Genomic DNA, 15,779 nt, shown 5'->3' with positions numbered 1-15,779 from the left:
CATTGAAAATAACCTGAAACTTACAACACTTGAGACTGTTAATCATTTACAACAATTACCTTTTGGATTAGTTTTGATAAACAATTTTGTTAATTGCATGCTTCGATTTATTTACCTTCGTTTTGGCTTGCTCTTTTCTTGAATAGACTTGAATAGACAGACTTCACTAATTTCTGTCCCCCTTGTTTACTTGATTACCCGAAAGTTATGATTTACTTCAGCATGAATTTGTTGATGTTTTCTTAAATAATCAGCAATCAGTTCAGTCATATCGATTTGGATTTCACGAATGATTTTATCGGCAGAAAACATGTGATAATTCCCACCACCGACCGCTCTGTACTGATTCATGACTACTTCCAGCTCTTCCTCAGGATGGATCGGTTTGCCTACTCTGGCTAATTTAGTGATCCTTTGCCCTACTGGTTGACGTAAATCGATCTCATAATCAATGCCCTCATACATGTCATAATTATAATACTGTGGTTTAGGTTCAATGAACGCAGGATTAAATACGATCTCGCCTGATTCTATTGCCAAGAAGTTTGCTGTTTGTTCTAAGGCATCTCTTAGATCCTGCCCTGTAATTTTAAGAACTGCTAAAGTATTAGGATAAATATAATTGGTAATAATTTCTCTCATTGTAATAGTTTCATTGAATCCTTGACCTTCATTGTTGAACAGAGCCGTTCCAGAAATCGATACTCCGCTGGCAGCCATTTGCACCCGATTAATAAACTCAATATAAGGATGTTCCACGATTCGTGCTTGCATCGGATCAGTGATTTTCATGTCTCCTTGTACCTCTCCCACTGGTTGATCAAGCCATGTTTGCAATTCATTTTCTGTTTTTTGAACAAGCGAAAGAATGTCTTCATCTGCCTCGTCAGTTACTAAGGAAATCAGTTCTGCTTTTCCGTCCGAAACACGATAACCATTAACCGTTCGTTCCAAGGATAATTCGATTTTACCTAAAAATTCGCCACGATAGCCCGGTTGGATAATCGGCACACCATTTACCTTCGCAGCAATCACTCGATGTTGGTGCCCAGTAATCAACGCATCCATCCCAGCTACTTCTTGGAGTAGTTGGAAGCCTTCATTTTCGCCAGTCAATGCTTCGGTGGGTTCGCCAGTCTCTAAATCTTTCTCGAATCCACCATGATAAGCTACAACCACTACATCTGCTAATTCTCTAAGTTTAGGTACATACTGTTTCGCTGCTTCAACTGCAGATACAAATTGTAGGTCTTTAATTGTTTCAGGTTGTTCCCAATGGGGGATATATTGCGTGGTCAACCCTAAAATCGCCACTTTGATCCCTTGTTTTTCAATCATCACATAGGGCTGTCCAAAATAAGGATCGCCTTTGCTCGTTAAAATATTAGCGGATAATACAGGATGATGATAACTAGCGATAGCTTGTTCTAAGTAAGATAAGCCATAATTAAATTCATGATTTCCTAATATACTAGCATCCACATCCATTTCATTTAAGACATTCGTTAATTCTGAGACGTGGTGATCTTGGTGTTTTGCTAAGTAGTAACTAAAAGGTGACCCCTGAATGAAGTCACCGTTATCAATGACATAAAGAGGGTCTGGGCTAGCTTCTCTGATTTGTTTGATCCTACTGGCAATTTTTGCATAGCCATAAGGTTGTTCTTGATCCGTCGCATAGTTCGTTGGATAGATATACCCATGGACGTCACTAGTTGCTAACAATGTTATTTTCATACTTGTCTCCCATTTCATGAGACTGAACCAAAACTTGCCTCAGTCTCTTTTAGTCTCTCTAAAAACGAATAAACGGCGTTCAAGAAGCAACTCCTCAACAATAAGCGATGATTTTCTAAAATATGAGGAGCTATTTTAAAAAATCCTCTCTTATTCGCTCGGAGTTGAACGCTTCTTTCACAGCCTCTTGCTAAACGGTGTTCAAACATCAGCTCCTTGAAATAAGCCTGAATTTTTCAAAACATGAGAAGCTGTTTCAAAAAATTCTTTCTTATTGTCATCAGAGCTACCCGATGTTTTCACGACCTCTTGCTAAACGCTTCTCTCACAGCCTCTTGTTCACAGCGAGACAAAAGCAGCATCTTCGAAAAATAAGCCGAAATTGACCCAAAATTTGAGAAGAAAATTTCGGAAACTCCTTCTTATTTCTTGATGTTAAACACTTTTGTCACAACCGCTTAAAGCAAACAAGCTAACGTTCTTAACGTTCTTTCGTTCGATTGTTTATTGATTCCAAGCATCTTCCAATTGAGGAACGGAATCTTTTATCAGTTTCTTCGTATCTTGATTCGTATTCGATAAAATGTTTTCCATGATCGAACGTACCTCATTATAAGCAGGATCTGCGTTTTCAATCACAGGGATCGAGAATAGATCAGAAGTAGCTGCTTCTAAATATTGTGGTACTTTTGTTTCTGTAGAATTCTTGTATTCATCACTTTCAAGAACCGATTCAACGATTGGCATATAACCAGTCATATTTGCCCAATACAGTTGGTTTTCCGGTTGCGCTAAAAATTTCATATATTCAAAAGCAGCTGTGCGTTTTTCAGCACTGGCACTACTGAACATATAGATATCCGTTCCTTGTTGCAAATTGATTTTTTCAGGACGCGGCGCAACGCCATACTCAAATTTTCCTTCAGTATCTTTTTTCACATAACCTTCTCCAGCAATCGAGCCAACAAACATTGCCACTTGTTCATTTGCAAAAGGACCTGACAAGTACTTATCCGATCCAGCAATTCGGAAATAACCATCTTTGACGCCCTCAGCATAGTAATCGATCACTTTTTGTGATTCTTTCCCATCTAAAGCTAAGTCTTTGTCAAAATCAACACCTTGATTTTTCATACCAATCGCATAGTAGTTATTCAATGAATCAAACCCAGCACCCACCACTTGCCCATCTGATTTTTCATAGATCGTTTTTGAAGCTTCTTTTAATTCTGCTAGTGTCGTCGGTACTTCAACGTTATATTGTTTTAATAGATCTGCATTGTAGAAAAGCATTTCCGTTGATTTGTTAAAAGGGATACCATATTGCTTGTCATCAATTTTAGCACCTTCTAATAATGAATCACGGATTTCTTCCTGATCCTTCCAGCCAATCGTATCATTTTCGATATAAGGGTTTAAATCAACCAACATCTCATCTTGAGCGGCATTCCATAGCCATCCTGGATAAGCTTGAGTGATTGTCGGCAGATCCTTAGGTGAAGGTAATGTCGAATTGATTTTTGCTTGAAGATCCGAATATTGCGATTGATTTTGCAACTCTACCTTGATATTAGGATTTTCTTTCATGAAGTCATCTGTAAGTTTAGTTAATGCTTCTTCTTGCGCACCATTCATCGCATGCCAGAAGTTGATCGTTGTCTTTTCATTGATTTCTGTTACGATATCCTCACTTGAACTATCTACCTTTTCATTCTTTCCACAAGCACTTAACGCAAATACTGCTGCTGCAGCCACAAACACAGAAGCCCATTTTTTCATTTTCATCTTCTTTTTACTCTCCCTTTTCTCTTATAAAATAATTTGTTCGCCACGTTTTGGCAAAATTCTTTCTCCATAAGGATTGACTAATTTCTCGGGTTTTAACGTATGGATCGGCACTAACACTTTTGGTTGTATCTTGTCGATGATTTCAGCTAAATCAGCTGGAAATGCGTGTCCAGACAGCGATAATCGAACAAATTCAACTTGCTTTTCAGCTAAAATCTTTAAAAAGACAGCATATTGTGGATCAAAATCTCCCAATGGTTGGGCATCACTATGAATGTATAAACCTCCTCCTTGCAAGTTTTCTATATTATCAACGACTTGCCAAACAAAAGTTGTTTCATCGTTGCGTAAAACTTCGTAGGGATATTCTAATTCTGACTGAAGAATCGGAATGACTGGACTATCCGTTAAATAGTAATAGGGCACATCCATTCCTAGAACTTCTTTCATTAATGCAGCCATATTCGCTTCTAAAACCATCGTTCGCGGGGATTGTTTCACCAGCATTTCAAAGCGTTTAAGGTTTGCTGGGTACCCATTGAAAGTAATTTGACGATTAGGATATTGATCGACCAGTTCACAAAAGCGCTGAACTAGCTCTTCTTCCGTAGCAATTGGCGTTTGTTCGCTTATTTCTCGGTCAGGAAAACTGATGCTGACGCCTTCCATCATCAATAAGTCAGTCTGAAATGATTTTTGACAAAACGTTTCTGTCATTTGCCGGTCATATCCATGAAGACGCAAGTCACCAGTGTAAGTCAAGAATCGGTCAGGCGTTTTGATTAGTAAAGCAGCTGCACCATACGCATCATGATCGACTGGTAGAATCTCCACACTGATTTCTCCGATCTGAACAGTTTCATAAGGAGATAATCCATTCATTTCACGTACAAACCCTTCTTTTTCAAAAGGAGAAGGAATCAAGAAATCGTTGTTTCGATGAAGGGAATGTAAGATTTGCTTCGTTTCATTTAAAGTGTATAAAGGAATTGCTGGATCAAGATAATTGATCATTTTTGAATGATCCAAATGAGCGTGAGATAAGAAAACGGCTGTATGCTGATACGGCTCTCTTTCTCCTGTTTGTATGTGCTGTACTTGATCAAACAGCCTTGGATCATATAATCCATTCAAGTCAGGAATCAATCGATGTTCAAGCAATGTATTTAAAGATTCATCAGCTAAGTCTAATTCTGGACGGTACTCTGTGCCAAAATCAAAAAAGATGTGTGAATCGCGGTAGGCAACTTCAATGATCGTTCCACCGATCGTTAAGATTCCGCTATGGAAAGTAATCACTGTTTTATCCTTTGATTCCATTTTTCGCCACTCCTCGTATAATTTCTTTTCTAAAAATCAAATAAATAATCAAAATCGGGATAACTGTTAACGTCGCCGCCGCCATTTGTAAATGAACGTCACTCCCACTTTCAGAGGTAAAAGCAGCTAAACCATTATTTAACAGGCGGAATTTTTTCTCGTTCGTCACAAGCAGTGGCCATAAAAATGAATTCCAACTTGAAATAAACGTCAAGATACCCACCGTGACTAATGCTGGTTTAGACATCGGCACTAAAATTTTCCAAATATACTCTAGATCACTGGCACCATCGATTTTAGCTGCTTTATAAAAGGTACTGGAAATACTCTTTAAATACCCGTTCAAATAATAAATATAAAAAATACTGGTCAAGAAAGGAATGATCAATGCACTATAGCTGTTTAGTAATCCCATTCGTGAAATCGTATTGTAATTCGTAAAAATAATGGACTCATAAGGAACCATTAGTAATGAGATCATGATCCCGATAATCAATTTTTTAAAACGAAATTCCAGACTTGTTAACGCAAAAGCCGCTAAAACAGATGTGATGACTGTAGCGATCGTAGTTACTAACGAAACAAAGACGGTATTGAAGAAATAACGTAAAAATGGTGCTTTTTCAAATACCTCCGTATAATTTCCCCATTGAAATGATGTTGGCAGTATGGTTGGCGGAATACTCGTTGCCTCACTATATGTCATCAACCCAGCTAAAATCATATAAATAAATGGAAAAATCGTTACGATCCCTAAAATTCCGATAAATAGCAATGAGAGTCCTGTAACAACTTTTTTCATCCTCTTCTCCCTACTTTCTTCAACAATTTATTTTGAATAAATGTGATCAGTAAAATGACGAGGAACAAAATGACCGTCGCCGCCATAGCGATCCCTGGTCGACCAGCGATGTGGAATTTATCGTAAATATAAAAGACCGCTGTCGTAGCACTTTTGGCGATCCCTGGCTGCCCACCAAACAAAGCATAGACTTGAGTATAGACTTTAAACGCTCCGATGATATTGACAGTCAACAAGAAGGTGATCGTTGGGATCAATTGAGGAAACGTGATCCGACTAAAAATCTCCCAAGCATCTGCTCCAAACATTCGAGCAATTTTATAATGCTCTTCGTCAATATTTCTTAAACCAGCCAATAAGATAATGATATTGAATGCGAGACTGGTCCAAACCCCAAAGATGATCAACGTTGTCATACTCATCGAAACATTATCTAACCAATTGATTGATTCAAATCCTAAAAAATTCAGCAAATAATTAATGAGCCCATAGGACCCGTTGAAAAAATAGCGAAAGACGATCCCGATAGCAATCGTACTTGTCACATAAGGCATGAAAAAAATCGTTTCAAAAAAAGTCTTATGTTTCACTTTTTCAAAGATCACCCAAGCGATTCCCAGTGAAAGGAGCAATGAAATAGGAACAACTGTAAAAGCAAATAATGCGGTGTTTCTTAATGCTTTGATAAAGACTGGGTCTGACAACACACGCTGATAATTCTCAATTCCTGCAAATTGTTGATTGATTAAGGAGCCTTTTTGAAAGCTCATCGCTAGTGAACGGAACAACGGATAGATACTGAACAAAACAATAATGACCAATGATGGCAGTAAGAAGAACCAAGCTTTCGGTTGATTTTCTGGATCATATGCTTTTTTGAACATTAGTACACCCGCTCCCCTTGGTCATCGAAAAGAAACATTTTATGGTACTGGAAATCAAAAGAGAGTACCGTATCTTCTTCGATGAGCTTTTCAATACTAACGATCGATTTCAGACGTTTCGCAGCGAGCGAAAAATTCAAAATCTGTTCACGTCCGATCAATTCAACTCCAGAAACTTGTACTTCGAACAATCCGTTAGTCGTTGGAAAAACGTCTTCTGGTCGAATCCCTAAGATATATTTTCCATCCACTAATGGTTTTCTTAATTGAGCGGATTCCAGTTTCGTCAGAGGAATTTGAAAATCCGTATGGCTGATTTTCCCTTCACGAACATTGACCTCGACCGGTAACGTATTGATGATCGGGTTACCGATAAAATTGGCAACAAAAAGGTTAGCCGGGTCTAAGTATAAATTCTGCGGAATATCATTTTGTTGAATCACACCTTCATTCAGTAAAATAATTTTGTCACTAATCGAAAGTGCTTCTTCTTGATCATGCGTCACAAAAATCGTAGTGATTCCAACTTCTTTTACCAAACGACGGATTTCTTCTCGTATCTTTAATCGCAAGCGTGCATCCAAATTACTTAAGGGCTCGTCTAATAATAAAACTTCTGGTTTCTGGACTAAGGCTCGTGTAATAGCCACACGTTGTTGTTGTCCACCTGATAAAGTCCCTGGTTTTTTATCTTGGAGTTCTTCGATATTCGTTAGTTTCATATATTCCTGTGATATTTTTTTAGCTTCTGCTTTTTTGATTTTATTTTCGCCAACCGTCAATGGAAACATAATATTCTCAACCACAGTCATATGCGGGTATAAAGCATAATTTTGAAATACAAAACCAATATTCCGATCTTTCGGTTCCGTTCGTACCACCGACTCTCCACTAAAACGAATGTCCCCATGACTAGGGCTTAATAACCCCGCAATCAAATTCAAAATCGTTGATTTTCCACAACCACTAGGGCCAAGCAAACAAACCAAATCCCCTTTTTCGATTTGAAAATCAACAGACTTCAGTGCTTCAAACCCATTATCGAATACTTTCTTCAGATTGATAACCTCAATCATTTTTCATAGCCCCTCACGTAATAAAATTTCTTTTTACAGGTGTTAATAATTTCTACCTTATAATCAATGCTAACGCTTCTATGTGTAGATTGATTTAATTCTGTGTAAATATCTTGAAAAGAAAACCATCTGCTCACACTTCCTCCAAAAAAAGATAACGTTCGTATTTTAATCATATAGAAACGGTTACAATTGATAAAAACTGAAAAAATCACTTAAAAAGCATACTTACTTTATAAAGATATCAAATAACATTCTTTATTTATATACATTCAAAAGCGTTTTCATTGTATTCTAATTTTTCAAACAAACAAAAATATTCCTCTTGACCGTTTATTAAACGGAGCAAGAGGAACGTTGACTTTTTTATATTGTAAATTGGTTGGTATCAGATAGTTTTTTAAACCAGTGACCAGATTTTTTGATCGTCCGTTTACCATCATTCGCTAAATCAACGGAAATAAATCCATAACGATTTTTGTAAGCATTGGTCCACGACCAGTTATCCATACACGTCCACATATGATACCCCAAGCAATTAGCACCTTCTTCGATTGCTTGATGAACATATTTTAGATGTTCTTGGACAAATTCAATGCGATAATCATCGTGGATCATCCCATCTTCTTCGATAAAACGTGCTTCATTTTCAACACCCATACCGTTTTCAGAAATGAAACAGTCAATATTACCATAATGGTCTCGAACATTGATTAAGATATCATAAATTCCCTTTTCATAAATTTCCCAACCACGATAAGGATTCATTTTACGATTTGGCATTTCATAATTATCAAAATAATCTTCTGGCATTGGTCCATTTTCATGATCAATCGGTGTTTCTTTTGCTTTGACCCTTCTTGGTTGGTAATAATTGATCCCTAATAAGTCAATGGTATTTTCTTTAATGATCGCTAAGTCATCTTCTTGCATCGCTGGTACCATGTCTAATTCTTTCACAATGGCGATCAATTCTGGTGGGAACTCACCTTTAACTGCTGGATCAAGAAACGAACGATTAAAAAAGGCATCAGCTAATTTAGCTGCTTTGACATCTTCTGGGTTGTTTTCATCCCGAGGATAGCTTGGTGTTAGATTCAAAATGATTCCGATTGAACCATCTAACGCCATGGAATGATACGCTTTGACGGCTAATGCAGAAGCCAGCGCTTCATGATAGCCTACTTGGATCGCCTTTTTCATATCGGACTCTTCCGGGTAATGCCAACGGTAAAGATACCCAGCTTCAACTGGCACGATTGGTTCATTATGGGTAAACCATTTTTTGATTTTCGTCCCAAATAATTCAAAACAAATCTTAGCATACCTTTCATACGCTTCAACCGTTTCCCGATTGAGCCATCCGCCTTTTTCTTGCAAAGGCATCGGCATATCAAAATGATATAAATTCACAAATGGTTCAATGCCATTAGCGATCAATTCATCGAAATACGCATGGTAAAAATCAACAGCTTGTTGATTCACTTCGCCAGTCCCTTCAGGAATCAGGCGACTCCATTGGATCGAAGTACGAAAACTATTGTGTCCAGTTTGTTTCATTAATTGAACGTCTTCTTTATACTTCGTGTACACTTGTGATGTCTTTTCAGGACCTACTTGATTAAAGAACTTTTCTGGTTCTTGGCTAAACCAATAATCAAAAATATTCTCTCCTTTACCATCGCCAGCAACACGACCTTCTGTTTGCGGGCCACTTGCGGCTGATCCCCACCAAAAATTACTTGGAAATTGATAATTTGTCATCCACTCACACCTTCTATTAAAGAGTTCAGTTTATTTGCTAAATAATACTTGTTCCCTACTCAATATAGCAAACGTTTACACCAGTTACAAGTTAATTTAGCAAACGTTTTATTTAGTTGAAACGACTCGTACACCCCTACTTCATTTGCTGTACTGAGCAAACCAGTCCTTTTGAAGGGGAGTTGACATCTGTAAAGAAATGAGATTGAATAGAAGAGACATAAACACCTTTTTTCAATGGAATAGACAAAAGCTAGTATTCCTAAATCTTATAATAGAAGCTATACTAATTTATTAGTCACAGTAAACGCAACGACAGAAATCCAGCCAACTTGGTTGACTAGAGGATTCACACCGTTTGTAGTTAAAGCTGTATCATACAATGGAGGAAATATTTTGAAGAAATTAGTCATCATGGTTCTTTCGCTTGTCAGCTGTTTTACTTTATCAGGATGCAGCCTATTCGGTGGCTCTGGTAATTCAGCAGACCAAACGACAGATTCATCGACTCTACAAGCTGAAAAAGAGGATATCAGTAACAGTAACTATTCATTAAAAGTCCGCAAAGACATGAATTTAGTCAGTGGGCAAATCATTTTTAGCGATCATAAAATGGAATGGACACGTACCTATACAGGAACTGAAAAAGATACCGCAAGTACTTCTCAAGAAAAAACAGTACTCAATGATATCAAGATCAAGACCGAAGCAGACACTTATACCATCTCTGGTAAAGAAGATGGTAAAGAAGTATCCGTTACCTTCAAAAAGATCGGAAACTACCGAATCAAAGATCAGGACGGAAATATTTATAGTTTGTAAAAGACCTAAAAAGACCGACTTGACCTGATCAGTAAAGGAAAAACTTTTAGAACAGCTTTTATTTTTGAAAAAACTTGCAACTGTTCTGGCTGTTTTCTTGTCACTTCGTACAAAAAAACGAGAGCTGACATGGCTCACTCGCTAGGAATTAACCGGAATTAAGAGAAATTGTTAATTTCTCTTAATTTTTTTGTTTCTGCCATTTCTTTCTGGTATATTGGGTAAGCACAATGTGATAAAGGAGAAAAAAATGAGTATATTTGATAGTCATGATTATTGTACTTGTACAACCAGTAAAAATATTCATACCGAATTTAGTGATCAAGGAAGCTTAAGTATTTGCGATCACTGTCATAAAACTGTAAAAGATTCATTTAAGTCATTTGAATCCTATACGAAAGAAAGACATGCGGATGTTTTAACTGTTAAATAAAGTCTCGGCCTTATTTTGTATAAGTATGGCAGGATACCAATAGGTCAAAAGATTTGAAGATGTCAAAAGACACGTTCAAATCTTTTGATCTATTTTTACTATCTTTTTCACTTAGCCAAAAACAGCTTTTTCCTTGATAAATTGATTACTATCGAACTGTGTTCTTTCGAATCATGTCTTTTCAGGAACCGCTCTATCAAAAACAAGCTGGAAAACCGCCAAATCGTTTCGACTATCTTGGAGGTTTTCCAGCTTGTTTCTTAAAATGAACGATGTCATCATCTTTTTAAAATGGAACATTATGACTGTTTACTGACCCAGTCCTTGTCCTTTTGCATGTTGATTCTCAGTAAAGTATTTCCCTGCCTCTACATCGCTTAATTCTGCTAATTTTTGTTGGATTTGTTCAATGACCTCTTTTGCATGTTCTGGCTTTTCAACAAAATCGAAGCGGTCACCATCGATTTGAATCTTCGGACAAACATCAAAATCTTCATACCATTGATCATAACGTTGATTTAAAGAGCGATAATAGTCATAAAGTGTCTCATCACTTTCCAGCTGTTCATAATCACGACCCCGTTTTTTGATGCGATCCAACATTGTATCCAAGGACACTTTGATATGAACCATCAAGTCTGGACGTTTCTTAGGAGCAACATCGTCTAACTCGTTAAGCATCGTATCCAATAAATTATCATATTGTTGCACTTCAATATCGGTCACTCGACCTAGATCTGCATTTAAATGAAATAGCAGGCTATCTTCATAGATCGAACGGTCTAACACGTTATCATCATCCACTAAAGCATTTTTCATCGCTAAAAATCGTTTATTCAAAAAGAAAATTTGCAATAAAAAAGCATACTGTTCTGGATTTGAATAAAAAAGTGGTAACACTTCATTGTCCTCAACACTTTCATAAAATGGTTTTGAGTCGATTTCTTTCGCAAGCATATCTGTCAAACTGCTTTTTCCTGCACCAATCGTTCCTGAAATTAATATCACTGACATGCAATCCTTCCTCTTTCTATTTCTATAAGTACTCGCCTACGTATTTCGTTACTGGTAATGTTTTAAAATCGTAGTCACGTACTTCGTCAACTGTTTTTAAATAAGTATGCAAACTTTGAGTAATCATCAAATTAGTTGGAACAGTCTCTTCTTGGAAAACAATCATTGGTTTTTTCATCATTGTTGCTGCCCCTAATTCATAAGCTGTCCCTGGATCAATGATTTGATGTTCATAATCTAAAATAGCTACTACGTAATCAGCTGCTGTTAATTCTGCCATATCTTTTTCATAAACTTCTTGTGCCCAACCTGCACTAAACATTTCATAATTACTTTCTTGATGATGTCTTGGCGAATAAAAACCAGTCACCGTTGGATTTTCTTCCAATGCTTTTTCGATACGAGCAACACGCTCGACTTGCTCCTCTGAAAAGAATGGACCTGCTAAATAAATTTGACTCATTAATTTGCCTCCTCTAATAATTGTTGTGTTTCACTTACTTCTGCGCGTAATAAATCGACTAGTTCTAATGGGTTATTTGAAAAAAAGACGTAATCCAGCCATTTGGCATCCATAAATTCTTCTTTGGCAAACGTTTCTAATAACGTCTTTAAACCTTCATAATATCCTCCGATATCTAAAATACCAATTGGTTTCTTCGCTGTTAAATCAATGGCCATCCAAGATAAAAGTTGAGAAAACTCTTCTAAGGTTCCCAATCCTCCAGGAAAGATCAAAACAGCATCTCCTTGTTCAAATAACAATACTTTTCGTTCGTCGATTGTCTCGGTAGGAATAAAAGTTGTTACATTTGTATTCGGTAACTCAGAATCAAAAAGCCCTGTTGGATAGATACCAGTGACTTTCCCATTGTTTTCTAGTAAAGTCTGACTGAAAACTCCCATGATACCCGATTCTGATCCACCATAAACCAGCTCAATCTCTTCTTGAGCCATATATTTTCCTAACGTTTGGGCAATAAATTTATAGCTTTCTTTATTACCAAAACGGGAGCCACAAAAAACTGTTAGTTTCAAAAAAACACATCCCAACTCAAAAGTCTAACTTCATTTTACACTTGTTTTTTTAAAATAAAAGACTAGATTTTGTGATTTTTTAGTGGTATATAAGAAAAAAACACTATATCTAGTGTTTGTTGGTGAATATTTTTTTAATCTTTTTTATTTTAAAAAAACATTAAATAACATAAATGTTTAAATTTGAAACGACTTTCTTAATTAAGAAAGCTTGCTTTCATCGTGTTCTGACAATAACATTCACTCATTTAACGAGAATCTAGCATCATTCTTTTCTCGAAAAAAATTTGATAAAATAATTGTTATGTTTCATTATCTGTAAATGTTTCGCTAAAAATTTTATGTACATGAACTCCCCAATCAAATGTTTTCTTGAATTGTTCTATTTTCTGATATTCATCACATTTTGACAACCAATAAGAAAGACCAACTTTTTATCTAATAGCAAAAAAATAAGCCAATACTTGAAAGAAAATCTACATTCCTTCAATATATCGGTTTTATCTCATGGTACGACGGCTCACTCAATTATTGTTCTGATCTTGAAAAATGATAGAAACAGCCAAATGCTTTTATTCTAAAACATGTGTTTTTTTATGTTCCTTGAAAAAGCCAAAACCAACATTGACACACTTTACTCGCCCAAGTAAACTCTCCCCTATTTGTTGCACTTGCTATCTTCATTTTACTCGTTATCCTCAGGTGTATGTTTTTGGATAAAAAAATGGACTGGACACATCGTATCCAATCCATTTATGGCACAGTAAATAAAACACATGTAGTTCATCTATTTTTCTCGTCAAAAAAGGTAGATTTCTCCTTTAAGATTCGATACAATAAACGAAGTTGATGGTTTCCATTGACTATGGCAAACTTGATTGGTCAATGTGGTTGACTTTTTCAAGACCTCTGTTTCTGGCTGCCACTAGAAATGGAGGTGCCTTTTTTTATTCGGCTGTTTCTATCTGTTCCTTATAATACTGATCGCTTACGTGGTAGTCAAGAGAAAACGAAAACCTACAAAAAACTGTACTGTTTTTCTCCCAGATTTTTGTCAAAAATATTTCTCCTTCTTTTAGACACTAAAAACAACAGAGAAAGTTAGCGATCTAAAACGACCGCTACAGTTGCAAGTCTATCCAATCGTTTCTGGATTTTTACCATCAGCTTATTCAACTCTTGGCTGATCTGCTATCTACTAAAAGCTAACTTTTAATATTTCAGACGATGTCAAAAAGTCTTGAAACACTGATTCCCGTTTCAAGACTTTTTTAACGCTCCGATGCATTTTATTTCGTCCATTCATCGCAAGACTATTTCTTAGCGAATCAAATCGACATCTGGCGCATCTAGTAATTGTTGAACCTGTTTTCTAGTTGTGAGCGGAACATCTCCTTGGATTGCGTGAGCCAAACGAGCATTTCCTGTTGCAAACTCGACGGTTCTAGTCAATGACCAGTTTTCCGCATATCCTAATAATATCCCAGCCGCAAAAGCATCCCCTGCACCAATTCGGTCTAAAACAAATAACTCGTAAAAAGGTGTTTCAACGTCTTCTGTGACGGTGATCAAATATCCTTTTAATTGTTTTCTTCCTTCATGGCTGGTTCGTTTCGTACCAGCAAACCATTCGATGTCATAATAAGCTAAAAAGGATTGGATATAGGCGATAGGATTTTTCGTTGAATCGCTTGTTCGCCATTCTAATAATTCCGTCAAATCACGGATCGAGCCAAATAAAATCGTACAATAAGGTAAAATTTCCTCATAGCGTTGTTTCAAGATGTTTCTTTGATCTTGTTCCTGGTTCAATGTTGGCCGAAAGTTGAAATCAAAACATACTTTTTTTCCTTGAGCATGAGCTTTCTTGGCAAGAGAAATCGCTGTTTCGGCACACTGATCAGACAAACTCAAACTGATCCCGCAAATATGCACAAGATCTACTGTTTCAATAAACGCCTGTAATTCATAGTCATTTTCTTGAGACAATCCAAAAGAACTATGTTTTCGATTTTGGTAAGTAACTTCAGTAGGACGAACACCATACCCCATTTCTGCGAAATAGGTACCGATATGTTGTTCTTGTTGGATTACATACTTCGTTTCAACACCGATACTTTTTAAGTTAGCTAACGCAGCACTGCCTAAGCGATTATCGGGCAGAGCCGTCAATAGATAACTCTCCATATCAAAATGAGCTAGATTACCAACTAGATTCACACCTGTTCCGGTATATGCCAGTCTTAATGTATGGGTTTGTTCTAGCATCAAGTGTTCTGGAGGTGTCAATCGCAACATCACTTCTCCGAATGCCCCAAATTTCATTTTCTCACCTTTTTTCATCTTAGCTGACAACTTTTTTCATGATTTGTAGTAATGTCCGGACATCTTCTGGCTTCGTATTGCCCGTTTCAGGGTCAATAATCGAGCTGTAGACATGAGGAATAATCTTTTTCACCTTGGCATCGACAGCGATTTGAAGGATCTCTTCAAAGTTGGTTAAATCAATTCCTCCTGTTGGTTCTAATGCAAAATCATAAGTGGCACAAGCTTGCGCTACCGCCTCATACTCTTTTTGATGTGCTAACCCTTTCATTGGAAAATACTTGATTGATGTTCCTCCCATATCTTGCAGTAAGCGAATCGCTGTTTCAATCGTGACTACGCCTGCTGTACCTTGAGAACTTAAAGGACCGGTTGCAATATTGACATACCCTTCTTTACCTGTTGGTGAAACTAATCCATTGACCACTGTTTCATTTTGACCTAACACAGCTCGTGAAGCACCCACTCCAGTAAATACTTGGTTCACATGTTGTGGTTGCAAGACTTTTGCCAAACGAGTCACCATTTGACTCTGATTTGGATCACCTGCTCCCAAGCCAACTGATAGCGCATTATTCGTTGCTGCTTGATACTTTTTCATGTCAGCAATCGCTGCTTCGTCTGTTTCATAGTTTTTTGAAAGCACCCCCAGCAAAATATGTCCTTCAGCTGCTTCATAACACTCCACCGCATTTTCAACAGAATTAGCTAAAACATTCAAACAAACTTGATCATGTAAATAGTTAGGAATTCGTGACATTTTTTTCTCTCCTTTT

At 37.0% G+C, this 15,779-nt stretch carries 13 protein-coding genes; 1 reads left to right on the top strand and 12 read right to left on the bottom strand.

Annotated features, from left to right (window positions below):
* Positions 1-186: 186 nt before the first annotated feature.
* From IGJ18_RS03425 to IGJ18_RS03395, 7 genes are all read right to left on the bottom strand, one after another.
* Positions 187-1,737: a bifunctional metallophosphatase/5'-nucleotidase gene (locus IGJ18_RS03425; protein WP_438842895.1), complete on the bottom strand. Its 1,551-nt coding sequence runs from the start codon at positions 1,735-1,737 to the stop codon at positions 187-189.
* Between the two features lie 504 nt (positions 1,738-2,241).
* A complete protein-coding gene (locus IGJ18_RS03420) occupies positions 2,242-3,522 on the bottom strand; it encodes an extracellular solute-binding protein (protein WP_063626665.1) in 1,281 nt (426 codons plus the stop codon).
* A gap of 24 nt (positions 3,523-3,546) precedes the next feature.
* Positions 3,547-4,845 (bottom strand): MBL fold metallo-hydrolase, encoded by a 1,299-nt coding sequence (locus IGJ18_RS03415; protein ID WP_409534493.1) that lies wholly within the window; start codon positions 4,843-4,845, stop codon positions 3,547-3,549.
* Positions 4,829-5,647 (bottom strand): carbohydrate ABC transporter permease, encoded by an 819-nt coding sequence (locus IGJ18_RS03410; protein ID WP_053765872.1) that lies wholly within the window; start codon positions 5,645-5,647, stop codon positions 4,829-4,831. Before IGJ18_RS03410 ends, IGJ18_RS03415 begins: the two co-directional genes overlap by 17 nt.
* Positions 5,644-6,531 carry a carbohydrate ABC transporter permease gene (locus IGJ18_RS03405; protein WP_010719920.1) on the bottom strand — a complete coding sequence of 296 codons (888 nt, stop codon included), beginning with the start codon at positions 6,529-6,531 and terminating at the stop codon, positions 5,644-5,646. The genes IGJ18_RS03410 and IGJ18_RS03405 overlap by 4 nt, the downstream gene beginning before the upstream one ends.
* On the bottom strand, positions 6,531-7,607 hold the full coding sequence (locus IGJ18_RS03400) for an ABC transporter ATP-binding protein (RefSeq protein ID WP_053765873.1): 1,077 nt from the start codon (positions 7,605-7,607) through the stop codon (positions 6,531-6,533). Before IGJ18_RS03400 ends, IGJ18_RS03405 begins: the two co-directional genes overlap by 1 nt.
* Before the next feature lie 366 nt (positions 7,608-7,973).
* Positions 7,974-9,371 (bottom strand): glycoside hydrolase family 1 protein, encoded by a 1,398-nt coding sequence (locus IGJ18_RS03395; protein WP_438842894.1) that lies wholly within the window; start codon positions 9,369-9,371, stop codon positions 7,974-7,976.
* 396 nt (positions 9,372-9,767) lie between these two features.
* Between IGJ18_RS03395 and IGJ18_RS03390 the strand changes: the two genes are divergently transcribed.
* Positions 9,768-10,193: a hypothetical protein gene (locus IGJ18_RS03390; RefSeq protein WP_438842893.1), complete on the top strand. Its 426-nt coding sequence runs from the start codon at positions 9,768-9,770 to the stop codon at positions 10,191-10,193.
* A gap of 742 nt (positions 10,194-10,935) precedes the next feature.
* Here IGJ18_RS03390 and IGJ18_RS03385 read toward each other — a convergent pair.
* The 5 genes from IGJ18_RS03385 to dagF all read right to left on the bottom strand — a co-directional run bounded on the left by IGJ18_RS03385 (position 10,936) and on the right by dagF (position 15,763).
* Positions 10,936-11,640 (bottom strand): deoxynucleoside kinase, encoded by a 705-nt coding sequence (locus IGJ18_RS03385; protein WP_010719925.1) that lies wholly within the window; start codon positions 11,638-11,640, stop codon positions 10,936-10,938.
* A 22-nt stretch (positions 11,641-11,662) separates the two neighbouring features.
* Positions 11,663-12,103 (bottom strand): nucleoside 2-deoxyribosyltransferase, encoded by a 441-nt coding sequence (locus tag IGJ18_RS03380; protein ID WP_010719926.1) that lies wholly within the window; start codon positions 12,101-12,103, stop codon positions 11,663-11,665.
* On the bottom strand, positions 12,103-12,678 hold the full coding sequence (locus IGJ18_RS03375; RefSeq protein WP_063626655.1) for a TIGR00730 family Rossman fold protein: 576 nt from the start codon (positions 12,676-12,678) through the stop codon (positions 12,103-12,105). The genes IGJ18_RS03380 and IGJ18_RS03375 overlap by 1 nt, the downstream gene beginning before the upstream one ends.
* A gap of 1,320 nt (positions 12,679-13,998) precedes the next feature.
* Positions 13,999-15,003: a sugar kinase gene (locus tag IGJ18_RS03370; protein WP_053765925.1), complete on the bottom strand. Its 1,005-nt coding sequence runs from the start codon at positions 15,001-15,003 to the stop codon at positions 13,999-14,001.
* Positions 15,004-15,022: 19 nt separating this feature from the next.
* Positions 15,023-15,763 carry a 2-dehydro-3-deoxy-phosphogluconate aldolase gene (gene dagF, locus IGJ18_RS03365; protein WP_010719929.1) on the bottom strand — a complete coding sequence of 247 codons (741 nt, stop codon included), beginning with the start codon at positions 15,761-15,763 and terminating at the stop codon, positions 15,023-15,025.
* Positions 15,764-15,779 lie beyond the last annotated feature (16 nt).

The sequence above is a fragment of the Enterococcus sp. AZ078 genome (genome assembly GCF_051714985.1).
Lineage (GTDB): Bacteria > Bacillota > Bacilli > Lactobacillales > Enterococcaceae > Enterococcus_B > Enterococcus_B hirae.
This window is presented reverse-complemented; position numbering and strand designations above follow the sequence as displayed.